General features: G+C 75.1%; 20 protein-coding genes. 13 read left to right on the top strand and 7 right to left on the bottom strand.

Going from position 1 to position 26,032, the window contains the following annotated elements; translation table 11 throughout:
* Positions 1–32 precede the first annotated feature (32 nt).
* Entirely contained in the window at positions 33–404 is a 372-nt protein-coding gene (locus tag ACFV57_RS34155; RefSeq protein WP_385240176.1) for an ArsR/SmtB family transcription factor, read from the bottom strand.
* Between the two features lie 443 nt (positions 405–847).
* Here ACFV57_RS34155 and ACFV57_RS34160 point away from each other — a divergent pair, with 443 nt between their 5' ends.
* The gene (locus tag ACFV57_RS34160) at positions 848–1,690 is read left to right on the top strand and encodes a hypothetical protein (protein WP_385240178.1); all 843 of its coding nucleotides are present in this window, start codon (positions 848–850) and stop codon (positions 1,688–1,690) included.
* A 10-nt stretch (positions 1,691–1,700) separates the two neighbouring features.
* On the top strand, positions 1,701–2,030 hold the full coding sequence (locus tag ACFV57_RS34165) for a DUF6233 domain-containing protein (RefSeq protein WP_385240180.1): 330 nt from the start codon (positions 1,701–1,703) through the stop codon (positions 2,028–2,030).
* An 84-nt stretch (positions 2,031–2,114) separates the two neighbouring features.
* Here ACFV57_RS34165 and ACFV57_RS34170 read toward each other — a convergent pair whose 3' ends face one another.
* Together ACFV57_RS34170 and ACFV57_RS34175 are read right to left on the bottom strand one after the other, a co-directional pair.
* Positions 2,115–3,533 (bottom strand): cytochrome P450, encoded by a 1,419-nt coding sequence (locus tag ACFV57_RS34170; protein WP_385240182.1) that lies wholly within the window; start codon positions 3,531–3,533, stop codon positions 2,115–2,117.
* Between the two features lie 257 nt (positions 3,534–3,790).
* Complete coding sequence (locus ACFV57_RS34175; protein ID WP_385240184.1) at positions 3,791–4,615, bottom strand: SDR family oxidoreductase; 825 nt, start codon at positions 4,613–4,615, stop codon at positions 3,791–3,793.
* Positions 4,616–4,714: 99 nt separating this feature from the next.
* On the opposite strand from ACFV57_RS34175, the gene ACFV57_RS34180 reads away from it, so the two are divergent.
* Together ACFV57_RS34180 and ACFV57_RS34185 are read left to right on the top strand one after the other, a co-directional pair.
* Positions 4,715–5,077, top strand: a complete 363-nt coding sequence (locus tag ACFV57_RS34180) for a hypothetical protein (RefSeq protein WP_385240186.1) — start codon at positions 4,715–4,717, stop codon at positions 5,075–5,077.
* Between the two features lie 71 nt (positions 5,078–5,148).
* The gene (locus ACFV57_RS34185; protein WP_385240188.1) at positions 5,149–5,511 is read left to right on the top strand and encodes a hypothetical protein; all 363 of its coding nucleotides are present in this window, start codon (positions 5,149–5,151) and stop codon (positions 5,509–5,511) included.
* 40 nt (positions 5,512–5,551) lie between these two features.
* On the opposite strand, the gene ACFV57_RS34190 is transcribed toward ACFV57_RS34185, so the two are convergent.
* Both ACFV57_RS34190 and ACFV57_RS34195 read right to left on the bottom strand, forming a co-directional pair.
* Positions 5,552–5,812 carry a DUF6479 family protein gene (locus tag ACFV57_RS34190; RefSeq protein WP_385240190.1) on the bottom strand — a complete coding sequence of 87 codons (261 nt, stop codon included), beginning with the start codon at positions 5,810–5,812 and terminating at the stop codon, positions 5,552–5,554.
* 245 nt (positions 5,813–6,057) lie between these two features.
* The gene (locus tag ACFV57_RS34195) at positions 6,058–6,537 is read right to left on the bottom strand and encodes a VOC family protein (RefSeq protein WP_385240192.1); all 480 of its coding nucleotides are present in this window, start codon (positions 6,535–6,537) and stop codon (positions 6,058–6,060) included.
* A gap of 125 nt (positions 6,538–6,662) precedes the next feature.
* Between ACFV57_RS34195 and ACFV57_RS34200 the strand changes: the two genes are divergently transcribed.
* Positions 6,663–9,092: a GMC oxidoreductase gene (locus ACFV57_RS34200; protein WP_385240194.1), complete on the top strand. Its 2,430-nt coding sequence runs from the start codon at positions 6,663–6,665 to the stop codon at positions 9,090–9,092.
* A gap of 18 nt (positions 9,093–9,110) precedes the next feature.
* Here ACFV57_RS34200 and ACFV57_RS34205 read toward each other — a convergent pair whose 3' ends face one another.
* Positions 9,111–10,223 carry an alpha/beta hydrolase gene (locus ACFV57_RS34205; RefSeq protein ID WP_385240196.1) on the bottom strand — a complete coding sequence of 371 codons (1,113 nt, stop codon included), beginning with the start codon at positions 10,221–10,223 and terminating at the stop codon, positions 9,111–9,113.
* Between the two features lie 165 nt (positions 10,224–10,388).
* On the opposite strand from ACFV57_RS34205, the gene ACFV57_RS34210 reads away from it, so the two are divergent.
* The 8 genes from ACFV57_RS34210 to ACFV57_RS34245 all read left to right on the top strand — a co-directional run bounded on the left by ACFV57_RS34210 (position 10,389) and on the right by ACFV57_RS34245 (position 24,620).
* Entirely contained in the window at positions 10,389–13,361 is a 2,973-nt protein-coding gene (locus tag ACFV57_RS34210; protein ID WP_385240198.1) for an AAA family ATPase, read from the top strand.
* Between the two features lie 232 nt (positions 13,362–13,593).
* Positions 13,594–15,564 (top strand): multicopper oxidase family protein, encoded by a 1,971-nt coding sequence (locus ACFV57_RS34215; RefSeq protein ID WP_385240200.1) that lies wholly within the window; start codon positions 13,594–13,596, stop codon positions 15,562–15,564.
* Between the two features lie 59 nt (positions 15,565–15,623).
* Positions 15,624–16,808 carry a 3-deoxy-7-phosphoheptulonate synthase gene (locus tag ACFV57_RS34220; protein ID WP_385240202.1) on the top strand — a complete coding sequence of 395 codons (1,185 nt, stop codon included), beginning with the start codon at positions 15,624–15,626 and terminating at the stop codon, positions 16,806–16,808.
* Positions 16,809–16,811: 3 nt separating this feature from the next.
* A complete protein-coding gene (locus tag ACFV57_RS34225; protein ID WP_385240204.1) occupies positions 16,812–18,275 on the top strand; it encodes a 3-deoxy-7-phosphoheptulonate synthase in 1,464 nt (487 codons plus the stop codon).
* Between the two features lie 86 nt (positions 18,276–18,361).
* Positions 18,362–19,705 carry a class I adenylate-forming enzyme family protein gene (locus ACFV57_RS34230; RefSeq protein WP_385240206.1) on the top strand — a complete coding sequence of 448 codons (1,344 nt, stop codon included), beginning with the start codon at positions 18,362–18,364 and terminating at the stop codon, positions 19,703–19,705.
* Between the two features lie 9 nt (positions 19,706–19,714).
* On the top strand, positions 19,715–20,902 hold the full coding sequence (locus ACFV57_RS34235) for an FAD-dependent monooxygenase (protein ID WP_385240208.1): 1,188 nt from the start codon (positions 19,715–19,717) through the stop codon (positions 20,900–20,902).
* A gap of 165 nt (positions 20,903–21,067) precedes the next feature.
* Entirely contained in the window at positions 21,068–23,101 is a 2,034-nt protein-coding gene (locus ACFV57_RS34240; RefSeq protein ID WP_385240210.1) for a hypothetical protein, read from the top strand.
* A 7-nt stretch (positions 23,102–23,108) separates the two neighbouring features.
* Positions 23,109–24,620, top strand: coding sequence for an ABC transporter substrate-binding protein (locus ACFV57_RS34245; protein ID WP_385240212.1), 1,512 nt, complete (start codon positions 23,109–23,111; stop codon positions 24,618–24,620).
* 12 nt (positions 24,621–24,632) lie between these two features.
* On the opposite strand, the gene ACFV57_RS34250 is transcribed toward ACFV57_RS34245, so the two are convergent.
* Positions 24,633–26,030 carry an MATE family efflux transporter gene (locus ACFV57_RS34250; protein ID WP_385240214.1) on the bottom strand — a complete coding sequence of 466 codons (1,398 nt, stop codon included), beginning with the start codon at positions 26,028–26,030 and terminating at the stop codon, positions 24,633–24,635.
* Positions 26,031–26,032: the final 2 nt, after the last annotated feature.

Raw genomic sequence — 26,032 nt, forward strand, 5'->3', positions numbered from 1 at the left:
GGGAAGGGAGCGGGGGCCGCGCGGGGTGACGGTCAGGCGTCCGGGCGGGTGTCCTGGAGTTCCGCCGCCTCCAGGACCCGTTCGAGCAGGCCGGGGAACAGTTCGTCCAGGTCCGCGCGGCGCAGCCCGTTCATCTTGGCCGTACCGCGGTAGATCTGGCAGATGACGCCGTGCTCGCGCAGTACCCGGAAGTGGTGCGTACAGGTCGACTTGCTGACGGGCAGCTCGATGACCGCGCAGGACAGTTCGCCCTGGGCTGCCGCGAGACGCCGGACGATCTGCAGCCGCACGGGGTCGGCGAGCGCGTGCAGCACGTCTTCGAGACGGATCGCCGCACGGTCCGGGTGGTCCAGGACCCGGGTACCGGGCCGGTCGGTCGCTGTCGTCGTGATGGGGGTCGTCATGGCGGCTCCTGGCAGTCGGCTCCGGGCGGTCGGTTCCAGCCGGGGATCATCATTGTACGAGGAACGTCGTATTTTGACATCTTCGCAGGACGGAGGCGGGGTGGCCAGGCCCCGGACCGCCGCTCACCGGGGACCGGCTGCCTGACGCCCCCTCAGCCGCCGTCCGGTCGCCGACATGCACTCGGCCCGGTGGGGCACACGTGGCGAAGGGGTGAACCGGCGGAGGCCGTCGAGCCGCGGGAGCCGTTCGGGGAGCCGGTGAGGTACTTGTGGGGTACTCGCGGGGTGCTCGTGGGGTACGTGCGCGGGAGATGTGTGAGGTGCGTGCGCGGTATGCGTGAGGTGCCGGTGGCGTACACGTAAGGGACGACTGATCACGATCGCCGGACCACGACGCAGTCGCCGGGTCCCGTCGGAGGCTCGATGAAGAACAGGACCGGACCGTGACCGGCGCATGGCGGCCCCTTCCGCGGCGGGAGCGGGGCCTGCCCGGCGCGGACCGGACCGCCGCCGCCTCCGTGCCCCCGGCGGGGGCGGCGCCCCCGGCAAGCCCGACGGTCGCGGTGGATCGCCCCCCGACCCTGGCCGCGCGCACCGGCCGGGCCCTCCTGGCGCAGTGGTACCGCGTCGCCGGACCGGCCTGGGCCGCCCTGTGCCGTCGCCGTCTGGCCGCGGTGCCGCTGACGGCGGCCTCCGTGGTCCTCGTGATCACCTTTCACGCCCTCGCGCCGACGGACGCCGGTGCGCGGCTGGTCTGGTCGCTCGGCGGGGTACGGGCCGATGTGCCGGTCCGGCTGGTGCTGCTGCGGCTGCCGCTGTCGCTGTTCGCGCCGGCGCCGGGGCTGCCGTGGTGGGGTGCCCTCGCGCAGGTGGTCGTGATCTTCGGGGCGGCCGAGTGCGTCCTCGGGACGGCGCGGATGGCGACGGTGTCCCTGGCCGTCACGGCCGCCGCGACGTTCTTCGCCCGTTTCCTGCTCACCCTCGGCCCGGGGCACCCACTGGCGGTCTCCCCCGCCGAGGCGACGCTGGCCGACACCGGGCCGTCCGCGGCGGTGGTGGGGCTGCTGATCTGCGTCGGCTGGGCCTGCCGGGCCCCCGTACTGATCGTGGGTACGGCGCTGACCTTCTCCCTGGAGTGCGTCCTGACCGCCACCCTCTCCAGCCGCGCCCACCTGGGCGGCATCGCGGCCGCGCTGCTGTGCGCCGCGGTGGTCCGCCGGGTCCCGGCCCGTGCCGCTCCCCCGTTCGCCGAGGCCGCGGTCACCGGGCGGGACGCGGCGGGCTAGACTCGAACATGTGAGCGAACTACCCCCGGACCTGCCGCGTCTGCGCACGCTGGAGACCTGGCTCCGTCTGCAGCTCACCGCCGTCCGGGCCCGTATCCAGCACCTCGAACAGCAGGAGCGGGACCGCCCCGTACCGGTCCGGCCGCCCCGGCCCGACTGGCTGCTGGAGACCGAACGGCTCGGCGGCCGGGCCGGCCGGCCCGTGCGCGTGCACGTCGGCGGCTGCCGCCAGGCCCGCGGGCGGGCCATCAGCCGCGAGCAGGCCGTCGACGCGCTCGGCCGGGGTGTGGAGGCGTGCTACGGCTGCCGCCCGGACACCGAGCTGGGGATTCTCGGCTGAGCGGCTCAGCTCCGTACGGCGGTGTCTGCCCGCCCTCCGCCCGGTACGGGCGGTGTCTGCCCGCCCTCCGCCCGGTACGGCCTGTCACCCCTGCGGACGGGCGCGCAGCGTGGCGATGAGCGGCACGGCCGGCTGGATGAACAGGCCGACCTTGTGGGGCACTTCCCGGGGTGTGACGTCCAGGTGGAAGCGCTGCGCCAGCGTGGCCAGCAGCAGTGCCGCCTCCACCTGGGCGAACCGGGCGCCGATACAGCCACGGGGCCCGCCGCCGAACGGGAACCAGGCGTGGTCGGGGATGGCGTCCGGCGCGTCGGCGTCCCAGCGTTCGGGGCGAAACGCCGTGGGGTCGGGGAACCAGCGCGGGTCCCGGTGTACCGTCCACTGGCTGCACCACACCGTCGTGCCGGCCGGAACGGCCCTGCCGCCCAGGACCGCGCCCTCCCGGGCCACGGCGGGGATCACCCAGGCCGGCGGATAGATCCGCAGGGCCTCCTTGACGATCTGCCGGGTCCAGACGAGCCGTTCGTAGTCGTCGACGGCCGGCGACCGGCCGCCCAGGACGCGGTCCAGTTCGTCGTCCAGCCGCGCCCGCGCCCGCGGCGACCGGGACAGCAGGTACCAGATCCATGTCAGGGCGGTGGAGGTGGTCTCGTGGCCGGCCGCCCACAGGGTCACCGCCTCGTCGCGGACCTCCTTGGCGGACAGCGGCCGTCCGTCCTCGTCGGCGGCTTCGAGGAGCCGGTCCAGCAGGTCTCCGCCCCCCGCGGCCGCGGTACGGACATCGGCTCGCCGTTTCGAGGGGCCGCTGCCGCCGTCACCGCTGTCGTCGCCGCCCGGCCTGTTCCGCCGTGCGCCGATCAGCCGGTGCACCTCGGCGTCGACGGTGGCGACGGCGTCGAGCAGGCGGCGCCGGGAGGGGGTGCGCACCCAGTCCGGCAGGAAGAGACGGAGGCCGTGCAGTTCGGTGGAGATCATGTGCTCGGCCACCGCCATCGCCTCGACGAGGGCGCGGGTCCGGTCGCCGAGGTCGTTGCCGAACAGGGTGCGGAGTACGACGCGCTGGGTGATGAGCGTCATCTCCCGCTGTACGTCGAGGCGTTCGCCGTCGCGCCAGCCGCCGGCCGCGTCGAGTGCGCTGTCGACCATCGTCCGGCCGAAGTGGCGTACCTGGCGCGGGCGGACGGCCGGCTGGACCAGGCCGCGCTTGCGGCGCCAGTCGGCGCCCGTGCTGCGGACGACGCTCTCGCCGACGATCCGCTGGAAGGCCCAGCCGACCTCCAGGAGGCCGTAGGCGTGCTCCCGGGACCCGAGGAACTCGGCGATGTGCTGCGGGTGGGAGAGGAACAGGCTGCGCCGCGGGCCGAGGGACCACGTCACGGCGTCCCCGTACTCGTCCCGCATCCGGGCCATGAAGGCGAGGGGGTCCTTGCCGAAGGCGGGCAGGTTCCCGAGACACGGGAGGCCGCGCGGGCCGCGTACGGGGCGGAGGGGGACGGTCTGCACGGGCACGGCTCCTCCAGGCGTGGTCGGGCGGGGGCGGCGGGGCCGGTCGGGAACCCGCGGACGACCGTCCGGGGCGGCACCCCCGCGGCGGACCGGCCGCCGCTTGGTCCCTTCCCCCGCGCGGGCGCCGCCAGACACTCCGGGACCGGCGGCCCGCCCCGTCCGGATGACGGCGCCGTCCCTGCCGGAAATCCCGGATCACCGCCGGGGTTCCCGGACCGGTGCCGAAGCCCCGGATCACCGCCACAGGCCCCCGATCACTGCCGGAGTTCCCAGATCGCCGCCTGCTGCCGCTTCACCTCTTCGACCCGGTCCGCCGGCAGGAAGTTGCGGTAGCGGCCGGTCTCGCCCTCGGCCACCTTCACGAAGAGCTGGATGATCTCCTCGGGGTCCTTCTGGCTCTCCCCGGTCATCGCGCCGTAGTCGTCGCCGAGCCGGACCTCGACGCCGAGGTCCGTGGTGAAGTGCTCGGCGCTGAACGATTTCTCCGGGTCGAACCAGACGCGCAGCGCATCGCCCATCCGGTCGTTGAACCCCGTCCGGTACGGGCCCGGGTTGATGGTGCACACCTGGACGCCCAGCGGTTTGAGTTCGTCGTGCATCGCCTGGGCGATCGCCTCGACGGCGTACTTGGAAGCGCAGTACGGACCGAGATACGGATTGGTCGTCAGGCCCGCGATGGACGACAGCCAGACGATGCGGCCGCTGCCGCGTTCCACCATCTGCCGGGCGAATCCCTGCGCCAGCGCGAGGTGGCCGAACACATTCACCTCGAAGACCTGCCGGACCAGGGCCAGGGGGATCTCGCACAGCGGGCCCATCTCCCCGATGGCGGCGTTGTTGAACAGCACGTCCACGTCCCAGGTGTGCGCCTGGCGGCGGTGCAGCGCGTTGGTGACGTCCAGGTTCTCGACCCTGAGGTCGATACCGCGCCGGTCCGCCTCGTCGATCAGCGCGGTCATCTGGGGGCGGTTCTCGGCCGCCGCGATGACGTGGTGTCCGCGTTCGGCGAGTCGCAGAGCGGCGTCACGGCCGAAGCCGGAACCCGCGCCGGTGATGAGAATGCGTCGGCCGCCTGTCATGGCACATCCTTTCCGCGGGCGATGGCCGGCTTTCGCGGCGTTCAATCTCACCCGTTCGACGACATGCGCAGACAGTAGTCGAATAGCTACGCTTTGTGCATGAACCGAGGGGGCTGCCAGGTCCGCCGGTCCGTGGCACGGACCGGCGTCCTGGTGCTGATCGCCCTGCTGATCGCCCTGTGCGGCTCGGCGCCCGCGGCCCTCGAAGCGGCCATGGGGCAGACCGAGGCCGCCGCCATGTCGGCCGAACCGGCGGCCGACGACAGCCCGCCCCAGGCGAACGGGCTCCGCGTTCCCCGCCCGGCCCGCACCGACCACTCCCCCACGACGCAGGCGCGTACGCCGCGGCTGCCGTGCCGCGGCGGGCGCGTCGCCCGCCTCCTCGCCCGCTGGACCGATCCGCGGCCCGCCGTACGCAACGCCGCCGACGACCGCGCGCGCCACACCGTCCTGCGCTGCTGACCGGGACCGCGCTCCCGCCCCGGCGGGGCGCGTCCGCGCCACGCAGCAGCGACCAGCAGGAGAGGTGCGTCATGCCCATCGATCCCCAACGCGCGCTGGAAGGCTATCTGCGCGCCCTGAGCTATTCCTCGCACGAGCCCGGACCGGAAGCGGACTCCCATCGCGAAGCGGGGCCGAAAGCCGACTCCCGCCCAGGACGCGGCCCGGAATCCGGCTCCCGGCCCGAACCCGGCCCGCAGACCGGCTCCCGCCCAGGACCGGTTCCCGGGCCCGCTTCCGGGCCCGCGCGGGAGAACGGGCGCGTCCCGGCTCCCGCGGCGGAGCCCGTACCGGCGCCGGCCGCCGCCACGGGCAGTCCCGGCGTCCTCGGCCGGCTGCGGCTGCGGTCCCTGCGCCGTGGCGCGGCGACCGCGGAGGAGACACACCGGGCCTGAGCCGCGGCGAGCACCGCGCAGCCGAGCCGCGGCAGGTGCCTCACCCGCCGCCACGGAACCGCCCCGCGCCGGGTGTCCCCCGGCGCGGGGCCCTGGGCCGCGCAGGGACACCCGGCGGGCGGTCCCCGTTGCGCGCGCGGCGCCGGTTGCCGTACGCCACGACGCCGATCAGCAGGAGCACGATGACGGCGCCCGCGATGAGGGGGCCGATGCCGATGGCCAGCTGGGAGGCGGCCGTCGGCGCTTCGACCGGCAGGGGCGCGGCCGTCGGGGGCGCGTCGGGATACATGTCGACAGACATGGGGGCTGATTACCCGTCGGCCCTGGTTCGCCATCAAAGGCGCCTCCGATCGGGTGGAGGCACCGGCGGGCGGCGCGCCCTGGTCCGGGCGGATGGGACGGCCCGGACCCGGCGGGCGGGGCGGCCCGGACCCGGCGGGCGGGGCGGCCCGGTCCCGGCGGGCGGGGTGCCGCGTTCCCCGCGGGCGGCGCGGTGGCCGGCGGGGCATGGGCGGGCCGCCCTGAACCGCCCATGCCCGCGCCCGGCTACTCGCCGGCGTGCGCCTTGCGGAGGGCGGCGAGGTCCATCTTCTTCATGCGGAGCATCGCCTCGGTGGTCCGCTTCGCCGCCTGCGGGTCCGCGTCGCCGACCATGTCGAGGAGTTCGGCGGGGAACACCTGCCAGGACACGCCGTACTTGTCCTTCAGCCAGCCGCAGGGCCCTTCTTCACCGCCGTCGGTGAGCCGGTCCCAGTAGTAGTCGACTTCTTCCTGGTCCTCGCAGCGGATCTGGAACGACACGGCTTCGCTGAACTTGAACTGGGGGCCGCCGTTCAGCCCCACGAACTTCTGGCCGTTGAGGACGAACTCGACGACCATCACGTCTCCCGGCGTCCCCGGCCCGGCCTCGGTGTACCGGCCGACCTTGCCCAGCTGGGAGTTCTTGAAGATGGAGAGGTAGTGGTGTGCCGCTTCCTCGGCCTGACCGTCGAACCACAGACAGGTCGTGAAACCGTCGATCGACATGATGTGCCTCCCGTCGTGTGGACCCGTGTATACCCGTACGGCCGGTGCCGCGCCATAACCAAACCCTTGTTCGAACCGGATTTCACGGTGTTCTACGGCCGTACGCCCACGTCCCGTACACCATCGTGCCTACGGTCGGGCCGGGCCGCAGCCCGTCCGGTCCGCGCCGCGCCGCGCCGCGCTCCGGATGTGCGCCCGGCGGACCGTTGCTCTACTGGGAGGGCCGGCCGCCGCGGGTCCGCGCGGTGGCCGTCGCCGAGCTGGGAGGACGGGCCGTGGCCGAGGCGTCGCCGGGGAGCGGGGCGGGGTGCCCCGAGCGGGTCGGCGCGCTGGTCGTCGGGTCCGGTTTCGGCGGCTCGGTGGCGGCGTACCGGCTGGCGGCAGCGGGCCTGTCCGTCGTCGTCCTGGAGCGCGGCCGGGCGTACGCGCCGGGGAGCTTCCCCCGTACCCCGGCGGAGCTGGGGCGGGCCCTGTGGGACCCGAGCGAGGGGCTGTACGGGCTGTTCGACGTCTGGCGGTTCCGGGGCTGCGACTCCCTCGTCTCCAGCGGGCTGGGCGGCGGCTCGCTGATCTACGCCAATGTGCTGCTCCGCAAGGAGGCGCAGTGGTTCGTGGCGCGGGAGGAACTGCCCGGTGGCGGCCACGAGTCGTGGCCGCTGACGCGCGCCGACCTCGATCCGCACTACGACGCGGTGGAGGCGGTGCTGCGCCCGGTCCCGTACCCGGTGGACACCGAGCCCTACGCCCGAACGCCGAAGACCCGGGCGCTGCGGGAGGCGGCCGGGCGGGCGGGCCTGCCGTGGGCCCCGGCGCCGCTCGCGGTGAGCTTCGCCCCCGGCCCCGGGGCGCCGCCCGGCCCCGGCCTGCCGCTCGCGGACGAGCCGTACGGCAATCTGCACGGTGTGCCGCGCGGCACCTGCCGGCTCACCGGCGAATGCGACCTCGGCTGCAACAACGGCGCGAAGAACACCCTCGACCACACCTACCTGTCCGCCGCGCGGCACCACGGCGCCGACCTGCGGACCGGGCACCAGGCGGTGACGGTGGAGCCGCTGGACAGCGGCTACCGCGTCGGTTACGTCGTGCACGACACGGACGGCGCGGGGCGCCCGGCGCGCACCGCCGACCTGCCGCGGCGCCACATCGACTGCGACCGCCTGGTGCTGGCGGCGGGCACGTACGGCACGGTCCACCTGCTGCTGGCCAACCGGGCGCGGCTGCCCCACCTGGGCCCTGCGCTGGGCACCCGGTTCTGCGGCAACGGTGATCTGCTGACGTTCCTGTACGGACGTGGCGGCACGCCTGCGCCGCGGCCCGACGAGGGGCCGGTGATCACCGGTGTGGTCGGCGTGCCGGACGGCGGCGGGCGGGGGCAGCACATCGTCCAGGACGGCGGCTATCCCGGCTTCCTGAACTGGTTCGCGGAGGGCGTACGGCTCGCCGGGGGCGCGGGACGGCTGGCCACGCTGGCCGCCGGGCTCGCCGTGGAGCGTGCCCTCGGTTCGCGGGACAGCAACCTCTCCGGCGAGATCGCCGCGCTGCTCGGGCCGGGCAAGGGCTTCCCCGGGGTGCTGCCGCTGCTGGGCGTGGGCCGGGACGTACCGGACGGGGTGATGGGGCTGCGGGACGGCCGGCTGGACGTCCGCTGGACCACCGCCACGAGCCGGGCGTACTACGAGGGCGTCCGCACCACGATGCGGCAGCTCGCCGACGCGATGGGGACGGGGTATCTGGACAATCCGATCTGGTGGTGGCGGCGGGTCGTCACCGTCCACCCGGTGGGCGGCGCACCCGTCGGCAACCGCCCGGAGGCGGCCGTCTGCGACCCGTACGGCGAGGTGTTCGGGCACCCGCGCCTGTATGTGGCGGACGCGGCGGCGCTGCCGGGTCCGGTCGGGGTCAATCCGTCGCTGACGATCGCGGCGCTGGCGGACCGGATGTGCACCCGGCTGCTGGAGAACCGGCCGCCCCGGCGGGCACACCGCCCGGCTCCGGCGCCCGCCACGGCCCTGACGTTCGACGAGGTCATGCGCGGCGCCCTGGCCGACGGGCCGGGCCTGACCCTGCGTCTGACCGTCACCGTCGACGATGTGGACGCCTTCGTCGACTCGCCGGATCACCGGGCGGCCGTGCGCGGCACGGTGGACTGCGAGCCGCTGGGCGGCCGGCTGCCCGTACGGGAAGGGTGGTTCAACCTGTTCGTGCCGAGCGGGCTGCCGGGGCGCCGGCGGATGCTCTACCACCTTCAGCTGGACGGGCCGCGGGGCCGCCCGCTGACGCTCACCGGCCGCAAGGAGATGGGCGACGACCCGGGCGCCGACCTGTGGGCGGACACCACCACCCTGGCGGTCGAGATCCGTCGCGGCCGGCACGGGCCGGGCGAGGAGCCCGCTTCGGCGCCGCTGTGTTCCGGTGTGGTGCGCGTGGGGCGGCTGGGCTTCGTGCGGCAGCTGGCCTCGATGCGCGCGACGGGCGCCGCGCCGCTCGCCGCGCTGGCCCGGTTCGGGCGGTTCTTCGCCGGGGAGCTGTGGGGCGTGTACGGGCCGGGGCGGTAGCGCCGGTCCCAGGGGCGCTCAGTCCGTGTGGGTGTCCAGGAAGGCGGTCAGGTGCGGGAAGACGTCCCGGGCGCTGTCCTTGCCCATGAAGACGTCCTGGTGGCCGTAGCCGGGGAAAAGGTGCAGGCGGGAGATGCCGGGCGCGCGGGCCGCGAGTTCGCGCTGACAGGCGGGGTTGGAGTCGGCCATGACGTGGTTGCGGTCGCCGGTGGTCAGCAGGAGCGGGGTGGTCAGCCCCGCCGCCGCCTCCAGGTAGTCGTCGGGCAGTTCGCGGTACGCCGGGTCGCCGGGCCGGTACTTGACGACCCGGCCGGCCCGGACGATCGCCCGGATGTGCCGGTAGTAGTGCACTCCGGTCGCGCCGAACAGGTCCGCGACGCGGTCGTGGGTGACCGGTGACAGATGCGCGTGGTCGTACAGCGCGGGCCGCCCGGAGCCCCACATGGCGCTCACCATGTGGCAGGACGGGACGCGGCATTCGGGGTGGAAGAGCGACACCAGGCGGGCGATCAAGCGGCCGCGGGTGAACGAGGCGTCCTGCGGCCAGGCGGGGTTGAGGTAGGGCAGGCCGAGCACGTACTCGGTCAGGCCGGGGACGACGTAGAGCTTGCAGCGGGACCAGCGGGGCGGCCGCAGGACGAGGGCGGAGCTGTTGATGACCGCGCTGGTGATGCCGGTGACGACGCCGGCGGCCAGGCTCATGGCGAAGGCCACCCCGCCCAGGCAGTGCGCGATCACGTGCAGCCGGGGCGCCGGGCCGATGTGCGACCGGACCTCGGCGAGCGCGGCCGGGAAGTCGTGCAGGGCGACGTCGTCGAGGGTGAAGCGGTGGCAGGCCATGTCGTACGGGAAGCGGTTGCTCATCCGGTTGTCGAGGGCCCAGACGTCGGGGTAGCCGTGGTCGAGCAGGTAGGTGGTGAGGTCGTCGTGCTCGGGCATGACGAACATGTCGCTCGACGTGGTCAGGCCGTGTACGAGCAGCACCGCGTCGGTCCGCGCGTCGGCGTCGGCCGGGGCACGGCGGTAGCGGGTCAGGGTCAGGCCCAGCCCGTCGGCGGTCGCGAACGGGTGCACGGTGACCTCGGCGTCACGGACGCCTTCGCTGGTGAACAGGGGGATGCGGCGCTGCATACGGCACTGGCCCTCCATCAGCCCCCGCCGACCCGAGAACGTCCGGAGACCATTTAGCGAATATTTTTGTGAATTGCCCGTAAAGTCTCCTTGGACCAAAATATTGCATGGGGGCGCCGTTCGCCGTTCCTCCGTCCGCCCACCCGACCGAAACCGGCCCGCCCGATGCCCGACAGCTTCGTACCGCTCCACGGCAACCGCGCGCTCGTCGGCCGTACGGAGGTCGTACGGCTCCTCGGTACGGAGGCGGAGCGGGCCGCCGGGGGCGAGTTCCGGCTCGTCGAACTGACCGGGGACCCGGGCGCCGGAAAGACCAGGCTGCTCGGCGAGACCGCCGCGGCGGCCCTGCGGCACGGGCTGACCGTGCTGCGCGGCCGGGGCACCGAGTACGAGAACGACGTGCCCCTCTCGCTGGCCGTGGACGCCCTGGACGACCAGGTGGAGAGCCGGGCCGAGCAGGTCCGCGCGGCCCTGGACCAGGAGAGCGCTCGGCTGCTCGCCGACGTCTTCCCCGCCCTGTCGGCGGACCGCCCGGGGCCGGACCCCGGGGCGGCCCCGAGCACCGGCCTCAACCGCTACCGCGTGCACCGCGCCGTACGCCTCCTGCTGGAGGCCCTCGCGGACCCCGGCGGCCTCGCCGTCCTGCTGGACGACGTGCACTGGGCCGACGAGGGCTCGGTGGAGCTCCTCTCCCACCTCGCCCGGCACCCGCCGCGCGGCCCGCTGCTGCTCGCCGTCACCTACCGCACCCGCCAGGCGGGCCCCCGGCTCACCGCCGCGCTCGCCGACGCCGCGCCCGGCCTGCGTACCCGTATCGAGGTCGCGCCGCTCACCCTCCGGGAGGCCGGGGAGTTCCTCGGCCCGTCCGTCGGCGCCCGGCGCCGCCGCGCGCTGTACGAGGCCAGCGGCGGCAACCCGCTCTATCTGGAGGCGCTGGCCCGCTCCGCACCGGCCGCCGCACCGGCGGGACACCCCGCCGAGAGCGCCGCCCCGGCCGACGGCGACGACGGACTGCTGCCGGGCCCGGTGCGCGAAGCGCTGGCCGCGGAGCTGGCCGCGCTGCCCGAAGGCGCCCGGCTGGCCGCCCAGGCCGCCGCCACGCTCGGCGACGAGTTCGAACCGGGCATGGTGGCCGTGGCCGCGCCGATGACCGAGAGCGAAGCACTCGCGGCCCTCGACGAACTGGCCGTACGCGACGTGGTGCGCTGCGCCCCGGCCCCGGGCCGCTTCCGCTTCCGCCACCCCGTCGTCCGGCACCTCGCGTACGCGTCCTCCGGCGCGGGCTGGCGGGTCGCCGCGCACGCGCGCGTGGCCGCCGCCCTGGACGAGCGCGACGCGCCCACCGTCACCCGCGCCCGCCACATCGCCCGCTCGGCGCGCTTCGGCGACCTGCTGGCCGTCGGCGTGCTCGTCGAGGCGGCCCGCGCGACCGCGTACCAGTCCCCCGCGACCGCCGCCCAGTGGCTGCGGACCGCCCTGGACCTGCTTCCCGGGACACCCGGCGGCACGGCGGCCGGCCCCGTGCCCGACCGGCTCGCCCTGCTCGTCGAACTGACCCGGCTCCAGGGCGTCGGCGGACGGCTCGTCCAGGGCCGCGACACCGCGCTGGAGGTGCTGCGGCTGCTGCCGCCGGACGCCTGGGCGCAGCGGGCTCGCGCCGCCCGGTTCTGCGCCATCCTGGAGCGGCTGCTCAACCGCCAGGCCGAAGGCCGCGCCCTGCTGCGCGCCGAGCTGAGCCGGGTGCCGCCGGAGCACGCGGCGGACGCGGTCCCGCTCCACCTCCAGCTGATCGGCGACAGCCTCATCCGCGCCGACTTCCCGGCCGCGGCGCGGCAGCTCGACCGGCTGACCGCCGTGCTGAAGCAGACCGGGGACCGCGCCGAGGGGGCGGGCGCCGCGCCCGAGGACCCCGACGACTGGGTGCCGCTGGTGACGCTCCGGCTGGGCCAGGCCTACGGCGCCGGTGACCTGGACACCGCCCGCGGCCTCGCCGGCCGGGCCGAGCGGCTGACGGAGGAGGCCACCGACGCCGAGCTGGCCCCGTGGCTGGAGTCGCTGTCCTTCCTGTGCTGGATCGACGCGATGATGGGCCGGCTGCCGCAGGCCGCCCGGATGGTCGAACGGAGCCTGGCCATCGCCAACGCCACCGGGCAGAGCTATCTGTCGCCCTGGATTCTGGCCGCGCAGGCGTTCACGTACGGGCGGACGGGACGGATCGCGGAGGCCGTGGACCGGGCCGAGGACGCGCTGGACGCCGCGCGGCTGCTCGGCTCCGACGAGTGCGTGGCCCTGGCGCTGGCCGTCAAGTCGCTCATGGTCCGCTGGACGGGCGAGCACGCTGACGCGCTGGCGCTGGCCGACGAGGCGATCCGGCACGCCGGGGGCCGCCGTGAGTGGTGGGCGCGGCTGGGCGTCGTCGGCCGCGGCCTGGCCCTGGTCGGGCTGGACGACGTGGACGCGGGCGGGGCCGAGGTGCTGGCCGCGTGCGACGCGTTCGTGTCGCCGCTGCTGGAGCGCAGCTGCCTGCTGGTGTGCTGCGAGGCGATGGCCGACGCGGAGGCCGAGCGCGGGCGGCCCTCGGCGGCCGCGGGCTGGGCGGACCGGGCCGAGGCGGTTCCGGGCGGCGGTGCGGGGTCGGGGCACGCGGCGCTGGCGCGGGCCCACGCCGACCAGGAGGGCGACCCGGCCGCTGCGGCGCACGGCGCGGTCCGGGCGGCGGAGCTGTTCGAGGGGACGGGCGAGCGGCTGTCCGCGGCGCGGGCGTGGCTGCGGGCCGGGACCGCGCACGGCCGCTGCGGGCAGAAGGCCGTGGCGCGTACGGAGCTGGCGCGGGCGGCGGAGGTGTTCGGCGCGTGCGGGGCGCCGGGGCTGCACGCCCGGACCGTACGCGAGCAGCGGCGACTGGGGGTACGGACCAGGCGGGCGGCGGCGCAGCCGGACGGGCGGCTGTCGCGCCGGGAGGCGGAGGTGGCCGAGCTGGTCCGGCAGGGGTTCAGCAACCAGCGGATCGCGGAGCGGCTGTTCCTGAGCCCGCGGACGGTGGAGACACATGTGGCGCACGTCTTCGCGAAGCTGGGGGTGTCGTCGCGGGCGGCGGTGGCGGGGAAGCTGGCGGGCGTCCGGGGGCCGGAGGCCTGAGGCCGGCGGGCGTCCGAGGCCCGGAGGCCTGAGGCCGGCGGGCGTACGGAGCCGGAGGCCTGAGGCTGTGGGGGCCGGGGCCGAGGCCTGAGGCCGGCGGACTCAGTAGTGCGGCCTTTCCGGTCCGTACCGGTTCAGTAGTGGGGCCCGTGTTTTCCCCGATGTGGGGAGGGTCTGCCGGGGCGCACGGTGAGGGAGTCAACCTTCCCATCGCCCGGAATCGAGTCCCGAGATGCCTGAGCTGATCGAAACCCCCACCCCCACGGCCGCCCCCACGGCCACCGCCACCGAGCCGGCCGTCCTGACCGCACCGGCACCCGCCGCCTCGCCGGCCCCGGTGCCCCCGGAGGTCCCGCAGACCCCGGCCGCCCCCGCGCCCCCGGCCCTGGAACCGTTCCTGGACCCGTTGCGGATTCCGCCGCTCCTGCGGCCGGAGCCCGATCCGGAGACCGGCCGCGCCGAGCTGACCGTACGGACCGAACCCGTCCGCGTCTCGTTGCACTCGCAACTTCCCCCGTCGCTGATGTGGGCGTACGAGGGCCAGGTCCCCGGACCGACGATCGAGGTGCGGCGCGGCACCCGGCTGCGGGTGTCCTGGGCCAACGGGCTGAGCGGCCCGTACCCGCTGATCAAGGTGGAGACGCGGGTGCCGGCGAACACCATGCGCCCCGGCTACGGCCCGGCGGACACCTTCGACCGCAAAGTGGCCGCGCTGCCGCCCTGGACGGTGGTGCACCTGCACGGTGCGCGCACCGGCGGCGTCAACGACGGCTGGACCGACAACGCCGTGCCGCCGGGCGAGACCCAGCTCTCCGAGTACGTCAACGACCAGGCGTCCTGCACCCTCTGGTACCACGACCACGCCATGAACATCACCGCGCTGAACGTGATGACGGGCCTGGCCGGCATGTACTGGATACGGGACGAGGAGGAGGCGGCGCTCGGCCTGCCGGACGGCGCCCGCGAGATCCCGCTCGTCCTGTGCGACCGCAACGTCGACACGGACTGGGAGGGCCGTCCGACCGGTGTGCTGATGCACAAGGTCCTGCGGGACGACCAGGACGTGCCGCGGCCGTTCTTCGGCCCGTACAACGTCGTCAACGGCGTCGTGCAGCCGCACCTGGACGTGGACGCGCGCTGGTACCGCTTCCGGATGGTCAACGGCTCCAACGCGCGGTTCTACACACTGCGCCTGTGCCACGAGGACGGCACGCCGGTGGACCCGGAGCTGGTCGCCCGTGCCTTCCACCAGATCGGTACGGACAGCGGGCTGCTGCCCGAGCCGGAGCCGCTGCCGGAGCAGGGCCTGACCCTGGCACCCGGCGAACGCGCCGACGTACTGGCCGACTTCTCCGTACTGCGCGGGATGCGCGTGCACTGGGCCGACGCCGCCACCAACCCGCCCGGCCCGGCGCCCTCGCCCGAGGTGCTGCAGTTCCGGGTCGCGGACGAGGCGGCGGACGACCCGTTCACGCTGTCCGGCCGGCTGAGCCCGTCCTACGTACGGCTGAGCCATGCCACCGCGCCCGACCACGAGCACCGGTGGATCGTGCTGACCCCGCCCGCCGCGACCGGGATGCCGATGATGTGGGAGATGGAGACCGTCGAGGACGCCTCGGCGGTGGAGATCCCCAGTGACGGCATCGTGCAGGTGCAGCGGCCGGGACAGCCCCTGCTGACGCTGCGCCGGGTCGCGGAGATGTTCAACGACGCCACGACGATCATGGCCCGCGAAGGCGGCTGGGAGCAGTGGAACGTCCTGAACCTGGGCGGGCCCGTGCACCCCTTCCACATCCACCTGATCCGCTTCCAGGAGACCCGGCGGCAGAACTACGACGCCCGCGGTTTCCAGCGGCTGTTCCACGGCGACGGCACGGTACGCGGCCACGGCACCGTCACCCCCGTGACCTTCACCGGCGAGCTGCCCGCCACCGGCGCCGGCATCGGCTGGAAGGACACCGTGCGGGTCGGCGACACCACGCCCGCGCCCGCCGGGTCCGGCCAGCTGGTGTCCGTACTGGGGCAGTTCGACGGCGGCTCGGGCCGCTACATGTACCACTGCCACATCCTCGAACACGAGGACGAGGCGATGATGCGGCCGTTCACGGTCATGCCCGGTCCGGTGATGGACATGCACCCCGGGATGCACGGCGGCGGCCACGGCACCGGGGGCGGCGGGGGCCACGGAGGTCACACGTCATGACGCGCCGGAACCCGCCCCCCGAGAACACCGCCCGCCCCGCACCGAAGGAGCGAACCACCATGACCACCCCGACCGACACCCCGTCCACCGCCCGCATCCGCCACCGCGACGGACGCCGGGTCCGCCCCACCGGCGGCCAGACCCGCGTCCTCCCCGCACCGAGCCCGGCGCAGCTGTGCGAACAGCTGCCGCTGACCTACCACGCGGCGCACACCGTCATGACCGCCCGGCACGACATCGTGCGGGTCCTCGACGGCCGGGACGACCGGCTGCTCGCCATCGTCGGGCCGTGCTCCGTGCACGACCGGACGGCCGCCCTCGACTACGCGTCCCGGCTGCGGGACGCGGCGGCCGGGCTGGCGGACGACCTGCTCGTCGTGATGCGGGTCTACGTCGAGAAGCCGCGCTCCTGCCTCGGCTGGCCCGGCCTGGTCGGCGACCCCGGCCTGGACGGCGGCGCCGACCTCGGCCGCGGCCTCGCCGAGGCCCGGTCCCTGATGCTCGACATCGCCGAGTCCGGCCTGCCGGTGGCCTGCGAATGGGTCAACCCGGCCACCCCGGCGTACCTGTCCGACGTCGTCGCGTGGGGCTCCGTCGGAGCCCGTACGGCGGCGAGCCAGGTGCACCGGGACCTGGCCAGCGGCCTGCCGATGCCGGTCGGCGTCAAGAACGGCACGGACGGCTCGGTCCAGGTCGCGGTCGACGCCGTACGGGCCGCCGCCGCGCCGCACACCTTCCTCGGCGCGTCCGGCGCCGGAGCGGTGTCCGTGCTGCGCACCAGCGGCAACCCGGACTGCCACGTCGTCCTGCGCGGCGGCGCGGACGGCCCCAACTACGGCGCGGCGCACGTCCGCCGGGCCGCGGAGCTGCTCTCCGGTGCCGGGCTGCCGGCCCGCGTCCTCGTGGACGCCAGCCACGGCAACAGCGGCAAGCAGCACGAGCGGCAGCGGGTGGTCGCCGACGACCTCGCGGTACGGGTCGCCGACGGCGACACCACCGTGCGCGGTGTGCTCCTGGAGAGCTTCCTCGTGCCCGGCCGCCAGGACCCCGGCAGCCGTCCGCTGGTCCACGGGCAGAGCGTCACCGACGCGTGCGTCGGCTGGAGCGGCACCGCCCAGCTGCTGCGCGAGCTGGCCGGCGCGGCACGCGCCCGCCGCCACGCCCGCTGTCCCCGGCCCCGCCTGGACGCGGTGGACCCCGATTCCGTCGCGCTCGGCGCCGTGCCTCTCATGGAAAGGACCTGAACCGTGTTCACCCCTCTGCGCTATCCCAGCACCGACCGCCACCTGCCGGACGGCGGCGCGGGCGTCGGCGGCCGGTCCCCGGACCGGCCTGCCCCGCGGCCCTTCGACCTCGGTGACGTCGCCCGGTTCGCCAGCCCGCTGACCCGGATGCTGCTCGCCAGCGACGGCCTGACCACCACGCTGCTGGAGTCCGCGCTCGCCACGCCCCTGCGGCTGCGCGTGCTGCACCAGGGCACCGCGCCCGCCACCGCGCAGGACGCGCTGACCCGCCGCTGTCTGAGCCTGGGCCGGGACGAACAGGTCCTGGTGCGCCGCTCCGCGCTGGCCGACGCCGCGCTGACGCCCGTCTCGCTCAACACCGTCGTCGGGCTCGTCCCGGACGACCCGGCGCTGGCCGCGTGCCTCACCAGCCCCCGTACGCCGATCGGTTACGGCCTGCGGGCGAGCGGCGCCATGCGCACCCGACGGCTGGTGGAGGTGGGCGTGGCCGGGTGGGAGCAGGACGGCCGCAGCCGGCCCGCCGTGTTCAAGTCGTACGTCGTGCTCGACGGCGACCGGCCCTGGCTGTTCATCCGGGAACTGTTCAACCCGCGCCTGGTGCCCGCCGGGCAGGAGGGCGACGGGCGCGACGCACCGGCGCCGGGCGGTGGCCCGGCCGCGGTCCGGCCGCAGCCGGTCGTCGTCCCGGCGCCGGCGCCGCGGCAGCGCCTGCTGGGCCGTCCGCGCCCGCTCACCGAGGAGATCGGGCGCGCCGGACCCGCCGGACCCGGACCGCACCCGGCGCTGGCCCCGACGGCGGACGGCGAGGCGTTCCTCCTGCACCTGGGCCGCCATGCGACCGGAGCGCTGACGACGGTGGCCGCCGGGCTGGTCCACTACACGGCCGGGGTGCCCGTCACCGTCGTCACCGGCGGGCACCCCCCGCCGGGCGTACTGCCCCGGGAGGCCCGGTGGATCGCCGAGGAGTACCGGGCCGCGGCCCGCTCCCCCGCGTGGCTGGACGACTTCCCGCAGCTGATGACGTTCCTCGACCCCTGTCCGCCGTCCGTCGTCGGCCAGGTCCGGTGGACGTCCGACGGCGACCGCGTGCCGCGGCCCGGCGCCGTGGCCGGGCTGCGCCCGCCGCCCGGCTGCCATCCCCGTGAGGTCGCCGCGCGGTGTGTGTCGCTCAATCCCGGCCGGGTGCCCGGACGGCTCGTACTGGCCGTACGGCTCGGCCCGGAGCGGACGGTGGCCGAACTGCCCGCGCTGATCGAGGCCGTGGCCTCCACCGGCACTCCGGTGACGTGGGTGTGCGCGCCCCGGCCGGGGGCCACGGAGGCGGCCGAGGTCGACACGTTCTTCGACACCCACTACTCGGTGGGCAGCCGTCCCGGCGGCCTGCTGCTCGACGGGAACGGCCGGACCTCGGCCGAGGTGCTGCGGACGGTCCACGCCGCGGCGACCGCCTGGCGGCCCGCCGCCTGAGCCGTACGTCCCGTCCCGTGCTTCCCGTCCCGTACCTCGCGTCCGACGCGACGCCACGAAACGGCCTCCTAGAAAGCGAGCTTGTCATGTCCTGCCATCACCACACCGACCTCGCCCTGATCGACGAACAGGGCTCCCTCACCCGCCGCGCGCTGCGCGCCGCGGTCACCCGCCGGGCCGCCGAGCTGGCCGCGGCGGGGCTGCGCCCCGGCGACCGGGCGGTGCTCTGCCGCCCCAACGGACGCCGGTGGGTCGTCGACCACCTCGCGCTGGCGGCACTGGGCGCCGTGGGCGTCCCGCTGAACGCCGCCTCCGCGCCGGACGAGATCCGCCATGCGGCCCGCGACAGCGGCGCCGCGCTCGTCCTCACCGCGGAAGGACCCGGCCCGCCGCCACCGGGCCCCCCGGACCCGCCCCGCTCCCCCGCCACCGACCTCGCCGGCATCGCGACCATCGCCTACACCTCCGGCACCACGGGGCGCCCCAAAGGAGCACTCCAGTCCCGGCACGCGGTGCGCCTCGGCGGCGAGAACATCGCCCGGCGTCTCGCGCTGGGGCCCGCCGATACGGTGCTCAGCCCGCTGCCGCTGGCCCACACGTACGGCACCAACGTCCTGAACGCCGCCCTGTCCGCCGGAGCCGCCCTCGTCCTCCTCACCCGCTTCACCGAGGAGGCGGTCGCCGAGGCGCTGCGCCGCCACCGCCCCACCGTGCTGGCCGGGGTGCCGACGATGTACCGCAGGCTGCTGGTCCACGCCGGGCTGCCGCTGGAGTCGGTGCGCTGTTCGCTCTCCGCCGGCCAGCCCGCCGGGGAGCAGCTCGCCCGCGACTGGCAGGAGCGGTCCGGCGCCGTCTTCGCCGAGGGCTGGGGCATGACCGAACTGGCCGGCCTGGCCTCGCTCACGCCCGCCGACGACCCCCGCCACCCGGGCACCGCGGGGCCGCCCGTGCCGGACGCCGCGGTCCGTACGGGCGAGGACGGTGAACTGCTGGTACGCGGCCCCTTCGTGACCCCCGGCTACCTCGGCGCGCCCGAGGCCACCGCGCGGGTCCTGATGCCCGGCGGCGAACTGCGCACCGGGGACGTCGGACGGGTGGCGGAGGACGGCGGAGTGACCGTCCTGGACCGTCTCAAGGACGTGATCCTGTGCGGCGGTTACTCGGTCTATCCGGCCGAGGTGGAGCGGGTGATCGCCACCCATCCGTCCGTGGCCGCGGTGGCCGTCACCGCCATGCCGGACCCGGTGCGCGGCGAGTCTCCCCAGGCCTGGATCGCGGCCGTCGCCGAAGGGGCCGCCGACGAGGCCGCGGTCCTCGCCCACTGCCGGGCGCACCTGGCCCCGTACAAGATCCCCCGCCGTACGACGTTCCTGCCCGAACTCCCCACCACCGCGGGTGGCAAGATCGCCCGCGGCCGGCTGCCCCATTAGGAGGCCGTCATGCACACCAAGGCTGTCACGCACACCGAATCGACGCACGTCGTCGTCGTGGGCGCCGGTCCGGTCGGACTGGCCACGGCACTGCTGCTGCGGGCCCGCGGAGCGGCCGTCACCGTCCTGGAAGCGGCGGCGGAGCAAGCGCCGCGGCTCGGCAGCCGGGCGATCTTCCTGCACCGGCAGTCGCTGGCCACCCTCGCCGCCGCCGACCCGGTGCTCGGCGCGGAGCTGGTCGGCAACGGGCTGGTCTGGGGCGCGAGATGCACCTCCTTCGCGGGCCGGGAGGTCCACCGCCGTACGTACGTCCCGCCCCCGGCGGACCGCGCGCCCTTCTCCAGCCTTCCGCAGCCGGTCATGGAGAGGCTGCTGCGCGCGGCCTGCCGCCGGGCCGGAGCGGACATCCGCTGGGACACCCCGGTCATCGGCGTCACCTCCGGGCCCGACGGCGTACTGGTGCGCACGCCGGGGGCCGTGCACCGGGCCGCGTACGCCGTCGGCTGCGACGGGGCCCGGTCGGCGGTGCGCCGGGCCGTCGGCGTACGGCTGCGCGGCCCCCGCTCCCCGCACGCGTTCCTCGTGCTCGACGTCGCCGACGACCCCGCGCTCCCGCTGCCGCGCGAACGGGCCTTCCACTATCTCGACCCGCGGATGGGCGGGCGCAACGTCCTGACCGTGCCGTTCCGCGGCGGGCTGCGCGTGGACGTGCAGTGCCGGCCGGACGACGACCCGGACGCGCTCGGCGGGGGCGCGGCGGACTGGCTGCCCGCGCTGCTGCCGGACGGGCACGCCTGCTCCGTCACCTGGTCCTCGCACTACCGCTTCCAGCAGGTGGTCGCCGACGCCCTCACCGACGCGCACGGCCGGGTGCTGCTCGCCGGGGAGGCGGGACACCTGTTCGCCCCCTTCGGTGCGCGCGGCCTGAACTCCGGCATCGCCGACGCCGCGGCGGCCGCCGACGCCCTGACCAACGGCGACGTGGCCGGCTTCGCGGCCGCGCGCCACCGGGCCGCGCTGCTCAACCGCCGGGCGGCGGGGCAGGCCCTCACCCACCTCACCGCGCCCGCTCCCCGGCACCGCGCCGCCCAGCGGCTGGCCGCCGCCGCGGCGCCCCGCTCGCGCCGGGCCGGGCGCTGGCTGGACTCCGCCCCGTACGGACCGCGTGACGCCGGCATTCCCAGGAGTCGCTACTGAGTACTGGCACCGCACGTTCCTCGCACGTGTGACGCGAGCGGCCGGCCCTGCCGCACCCCACTGGCATCATGCTGCACACCGGTTACATCTGCTGCCGAACCACCTTGCACAGGCCGCCGTTTGCTGCATCCTTATCACTCACGACGGTGGCCACGAGGGGGCACGGTGCAGTCCCGACGTGATCTGGAGATCCGGGAGTTCGTCGGGCAGCGGCTCGTCCGTGCCCACGGCGAGCACGCCCGGCACCCGGTCCTGCTGCTCCTCGGGCCCCGCGGCAGCGGCAAGACCGAGCTGACGGGCCGGCTGGAGAACTGGGGCCGCCCGGCACCGCTGGCCGCCCTGGACCTCGCGGCGCTCGACGACGGGGTGCACCATCCCGTAGACGTCCTGGCCCGCATCGCCTTCCAGCTCAACGCCCGCCGTCCGGGCTTTCCTCCGCTGGCCCTGCCGTCCTTCGCCGTCCTGCTGATGGCGCTGTCCGCCGAGGCCGACCCGGAGAGCCGGGACGCCGCGCTGGGCCAGATGCGCGAGGCCCTGCGGACGGGCCGCGCGGAGGACCACTCGCTGGCGGTGCTGCGGGAGCTGGTGACCTCGGTCGGCGTGCCCATGGGGCTGCCCGGCTGGTCGGCGGCGGTCGTGCCGCTGATACAGGGCTGGCAGCGGGCCCGGGTGTGGTGGGGCGTGCACCGGCGGCTGGGCCGCGTACCGCGTGGCGGCTCCCGCCCCCAGGTGCCGGCGGACGCCCTCGTCGAACTGAACCAGCACTTCCGGCACGGCACCGCCGCCCAGCGCGAGCGGGCCGAGTCGGTGCTGCTCCAGGCGTTCCTCGCCGACCTCCAGGGCGCGTACACGAAACACGGCGGCGACCGCACCCGCACGCTGCGCTGCCTGGTGCTGCTGGACAACGCCGACAGCGAGCTGGGCGACGCGTTCCTCCAGGCCCTGGTCGAGGCGCGGGCCGCCGGGCCGGGGCACCCGGACCCGCTGGTGGTCGTGGCGTGCGCGCGCCGCGCACCGGAGGTGCTGCGGCAGCTGGAGCGGGGACCGCGGCAGCTCGGCGGCTATCTGTCGTGCTGGCAGCCGCCGGAGCGGGAGGACGGGCCCGAGCTGTTCGTGCCGCGGGTGGTGACCCGGCCCGGCGGCGGAGCCCGGCTGGAGGTGGCGCAGCTGCGTCCGCTGGACCGGGTCGAGGTGCAGGAGCAGGTCCGCCCGTACGTGAAGCGGATGCCGCAGTCGGCGCTGGCGGGCATCACGCATCCGGTGGCCTGGCTGGGCCGTACGGTCCATGAGCTGACGCGCGGCCACCCGGCCGCGACCCGGGCGGTACTGGAGGCGCTGGAGGACTTCGCGCCGGAGGTGCCCTGCGGGCGGCGGCTGCGGATGGTGATGGCTCCCGAAGGGCCGCACTCCGTCGCGGACGGCCTGCTGGACCTGCTGTTCCAGGATCTGCCGCAGGAACTGGCCGACTGGGCCCTGCCGCGCGCCGCGGCGGCCGTCACCCTCGGGCAGGCGGCGAGCGCCACCGACCTGTGGCGGCAGGCCGACGCCCCGCCGCGGCTCCTGCGCGGGCTGGCCCATGACGACCGGCACGCCGAGCGGATCACCTTCGACGGGCAGCAGCACAGCGCTCTCCCGGATGTCGTCCGCAGGCTGCTGCTGGGCAGGCTGTCGCAGTCCGCGGCGCCCGCCGGGGCCACCCCGCCGTGGGAGCTGGTGCACGAACTCCTCGGCGCCGGCGCGGAGTCGGGGCGGGTCGGCGCCTATCACCGGCTGGCGGGCGGTGACGTCCAGGGCACCGCGTCCTACCTGCACGACCGCTTCCTCGGTGTGTGCCGGGGCGACGGGTCGGCGCGGGCGTGGTGCGAGGAGCTGTCCTGGATTCAGCGCGCGCCGCGCCGCTGGGAGGCGGACGCGCTGGGGCGTTCGGCGGGCGCGGAGTTCCAGCACCGGATCGACCGGGCGCAGAGCCCGCCCGACCAGCTGATGATCACCCGGCTGCTGGTCGCCGGGTGGATCACCACCCACCCGGCGTCCGACCCGTACGCGTCGCTGTGGTGCGACCCGTTGGGCGATCCGGTGGCCGAGCTGTATCCGAAGATCGTCGATGCACTGCAGAATCTGAGCGGCCGGCTGAGCGACGAGACGGACCACGACGTGCTGTGGCAGCGGGCGGCCGCCTACGAGAGGAAGCCGTGGTGACCGCCGGATGAGTGACGACGAACAGATCACGGTCCCGCGGCCGCGGCCCCGCGTCCGGCTGCGGGTCGCCGTCGCGGTGGTCACCGCGGCCGCCCTGGGCGTGGGCGGTTGCTGGCTCTACGACAGGGTGTTCGTCCGGTGCGCCGACGGTGTGCGCAAGGAGGGGCCGAGCGGCGAGTGCGTGGGCGTCACCGACGGCTCGTACGTCTTCGACGCGGCGCTGCGGGACATCTCGCGGCAGATCCTCGCGGAGAACGACCGGGTGGCGAAGTCCGGCAAACCCTGGGTCTCGGTGGCCTACCTCCAGCCGATGCGGCCGGGCGCCGACGACCGGGGGCGCTACAGCATACGGCGGGAGCTGGAGGGGGCCTACCTGGCCCAGCGGGAGCTGAACGACCCGCGGCGCGGCGGGCGCGGCGACTCGCCGCAGATCAAGCTGCTGCTGGCGAACAGCGGCACCGGGTCGCAGCAGTGGCAGCCGCTGGTGGAGCAGCTCAAGGAGATGAAGGACGGGGACCGGCACCTGGTCGCCGTGGCGGGTCTGGGGCAGAGCCGCCGGACCACCCAGCAGGCGATCGACGCCCTGCGGGAGGCCGGGATTCCCATGATGGGCTCCACCGTGACGGCCGACGGCATCAACAGGGCGGATCAGACCGGCTTCTGGCGGGTCGCGGCGACCAACTCCGACCAGGCGTCGGCCGCGGTGCGCTACCTGCGGAACCTGCAGAACCGCCCGGGGCAGCAGCGTCCGTACCGCGTGACGACCATCAAGGACCGCAGCGAGCAGGACACCTTCAGCACCTCCCTGTACCGGAGCTTCACCGCGGCCACCGCGCGCCACGGCCTGAAGGTCACCGACTCCGGGCTGGCCTACAGTTCGGCCGACCCCGCCACCGCCAACGCCTTCTCCTCCCTCGCCGACCGGGTGTGCGCCGACCCGCCGGACGCCCTGTACTTCGCGGGGCGGGGGCGCGCGCTGCGCGTCTTCATCGAGGCGATGGCGGCGGCCGGCCGGCGCTGCCCGACCACGGTGGTCACCGCGGACGACGTGGTGGGCGTCTTCGACGTGCCGGAGAGCTACGAGGCGCGGCAGGCGTTCCGGAAGGTGTGGGAGCGCAGCCGCCTCACCGTGTACAGCACCGTACTGGCCCACCCCGACCAGTGGACGAACGCCTACCCCGGCGCCGACAACCCGCTGCCGCAGTTCCGCGACGCCTACCGGCAGGACATCCGCCGCACGGACACCGAGCTGGCCGACGGTCAGGCCATGATGGGCCACGACGCCCTGCTGACCCTGGGCGTCGCCATTCGCGAGGGCGCCGGCCGGCAGGGCAACAGCCCGGTCACCACCGGCAGCATCCGCCAGATGCTGTTGCAGATCAGCGGGAGCAAGCCGGTGTACGGGGTGAGCGGGCCGATCCGCTTCGACGACCACGGTGATCCGGAGGGCAAGCCGCTCGCGCTGGTGGAGCTGCGGCCGGACGGCTCGTACGCCTTCCGGAAAGTGGTGTGGCCGTAGGGGCGGGCGTCGTCACGCCGTCCGTACGGTCCGCGGGGCGGCCGTCCGGGCGCGCAGTGCGGCACTGTAGCGGCGCAGGAGCAGGACAGCGGTGGTGGCGAGGCCGGTGAGGAGGCCGAGCCAGATGCCGAGGGTGTGGAGTCCGGCGGCGTAGCCCAGGAGCCAGGCGGCGGGCAGGCCCACGGCCCAGTAGCCGACGAGGGTGATGCGAAAGCCGCTCCTGGTGTCGTCGAGTCCGCGCAGGAGGCCAACGCCGATGTTCTGGGCGCAGTCGAAGAACTGCAGGACCATGACGACCAGCAGCAGGTGGGTGGCGATGGAGACGGCTTCGGCGTCCCGGGTCCCGCCGGTGTCGAAGAACGGGCCGAGGACGAGGCCGGGCAGCGTGGCGTAGACGACGGCGACGACTGTCATGACGGCGCCGGCGCAGGCCAGTGCGGTGTTCTTGATGCGCAGCGCGGTGTCGGTACGGCCGAGGGCGAGTTCGCGGCTGACGTTGATGGACGCGGCGTGGGAGAGGCCGACGGCGACCTGGAAGACGATGTAGACGAGCTGGTTGACGGCGGTGTGCGCGGCCAGCGCGGCGCTGCCGAACGAGCCGGCCATCAGGGCCGTGACGGAGAAGAACCCGGCCTCGGAACCGTAGGTCGCGGCGATGGGCACGCCGAGCCGGACGAGGCGGACGACAGCGGCGCGGTCGGCCTTGGCGATGTTCAGGCCGAGGTGGGGGCCGAGGACGGCGTCCCGCTTGGCGCAGGCGTACAGCGCCAGGAAGGAGAGGAAGTACACGAGTGTGGTGGCGACGCCCACGCCGGGCAGGCCCAGCTCGGGCAGCCCCCAGATGCCGTGGATCAGGCCCCAGTTGAGGGCGGCGTTGACGGCCACGGAGACCACCGTGATGCGCAGCAGGGCCTGGGGCCGCCGCATGCCCACGGTGAACTGGCGGACGGCCTGGAACCACAGGCACGGCAGCAGGCCCGGCGCGAGGGCGAGCAGCATGGTGCGCGCGCGGTCGACGACGTCCGCCTCCTGCCCGAGCCAGGTGAGCGCCTGGCCGATGAGCAGCATGAGGACGGCGCCCGTCAGCCCGGCGAGGGTGGCGACGGCCAGGCCTGCGCGGACGATCGCGCGGAGCTCGTCGCCGTCCTTCCGCCCGCGCGTCGTCTCCGCCCGCGCGGCCGCCGCGGCGATGCCGTTGCCGACGGAGGTGACGAGGCCGACGCCCATGGTGCGCAGCTGGTTGAAGATGACGATGGCCAGGCCGCCGGCGGCGAGGTCGGTGGTGCCGAGCGTGCCCATCATGACGGTGTCGGTGGTCGTCAGGGCGACCTGGGCGAGCTGGGTCAGGACGAGGGGGACGGCGAGGGCGGCCAGGGCGCGGCTGTCGCGGAGGAGTGTGGTGGGCTGCATGG

Source organism: Streptomyces sp. NPDC059788, from assembly GCF_042732265.1.
Lineage (GTDB): Bacteria > Actinomycetota > Actinomycetes > Streptomycetales > Streptomycetaceae > Streptomyces.

Excerpts from the sequence above, each read along its gene's own strand:
- ACFV57_RS34235 (WP_385240208.1), top strand. The coding sequence starts at position 19,715 with ATGCACACCAAGGCTGTCACGCACACCGAATCGACGCACGTCGTCGTC.
- ACFV57_RS34245 (WP_385240212.1), top strand. The coding sequence starts at position 23,109 with ATGAGTGACGACGAACAGATCACGGTCCCGCGGCCGCGGCCCCGCGTC.
- ACFV57_RS34250 (WP_385240214.1), bottom strand. The coding sequence starts at position 26,030 with ATGCAGCCCACCACACTCCTCCGCGACAGCCGCGCCCTGGCCGCCCTC.
- ACFV57_RS34180 (WP_385240186.1), top strand. The coding sequence starts at position 4,715 with ATGAACCGAGGGGGCTGCCAGGTCCGCCGGTCCGTGGCACGGACCGGC.
- ACFV57_RS34230 (WP_385240206.1), top strand. The coding sequence starts at position 18,362 with ATGTCCTGCCATCACCACACCGACCTCGCCCTGATCGACGAACAGGGC.
- ACFV57_RS34155 (WP_385240176.1), bottom strand. The coding sequence starts at position 404 with ATGACGACCCCCATCACGACGACAGCGACCGACCGGCCCGGTACCCGG.
- ACFV57_RS34215 (WP_385240200.1), top strand. The coding sequence starts at position 13,594 with ATGCCTGAGCTGATCGAAACCCCCACCCCCACGGCCGCCCCCACGGCC.
- ACFV57_RS34185 (WP_385240188.1), top strand. The coding sequence starts at position 5,149 with ATGCCCATCGATCCCCAACGCGCGCTGGAAGGCTATCTGCGCGCCCTG.
- ACFV57_RS34210 (WP_385240198.1), top strand. The coding sequence starts at position 10,389 with ATGCCCGACAGCTTCGTACCGCTCCACGGCAACCGCGCGCTCGTCGGC.
- ACFV57_RS34190 (WP_385240190.1), bottom strand. The coding sequence starts at position 5,812 with ATGTCTGTCGACATGTATCCCGACGCGCCCCCGACGGCCGCGCCCCTG.
- ACFV57_RS34205 (WP_385240196.1), bottom strand. The coding sequence starts at position 10,223 with ATGCAGCGCCGCATCCCCCTGTTCACCAGCGAAGGCGTCCGTGACGCC.
- ACFV57_RS34175 (WP_385240184.1), bottom strand. The coding sequence starts at position 4,615 with ATGACAGGCGGCCGACGCATTCTCATCACCGGCGCGGGTTCCGGCTTC.
- ACFV57_RS34195 (WP_385240192.1), bottom strand. The coding sequence starts at position 6,537 with ATGTCGATCGACGGTTTCACGACCTGTCTGTGGTTCGACGGTCAGGCC.
- ACFV57_RS34220 (WP_385240202.1), top strand. The coding sequence starts at position 15,624 with ATGACCACCCCGACCGACACCCCGTCCACCGCCCGCATCCGCCACCGC.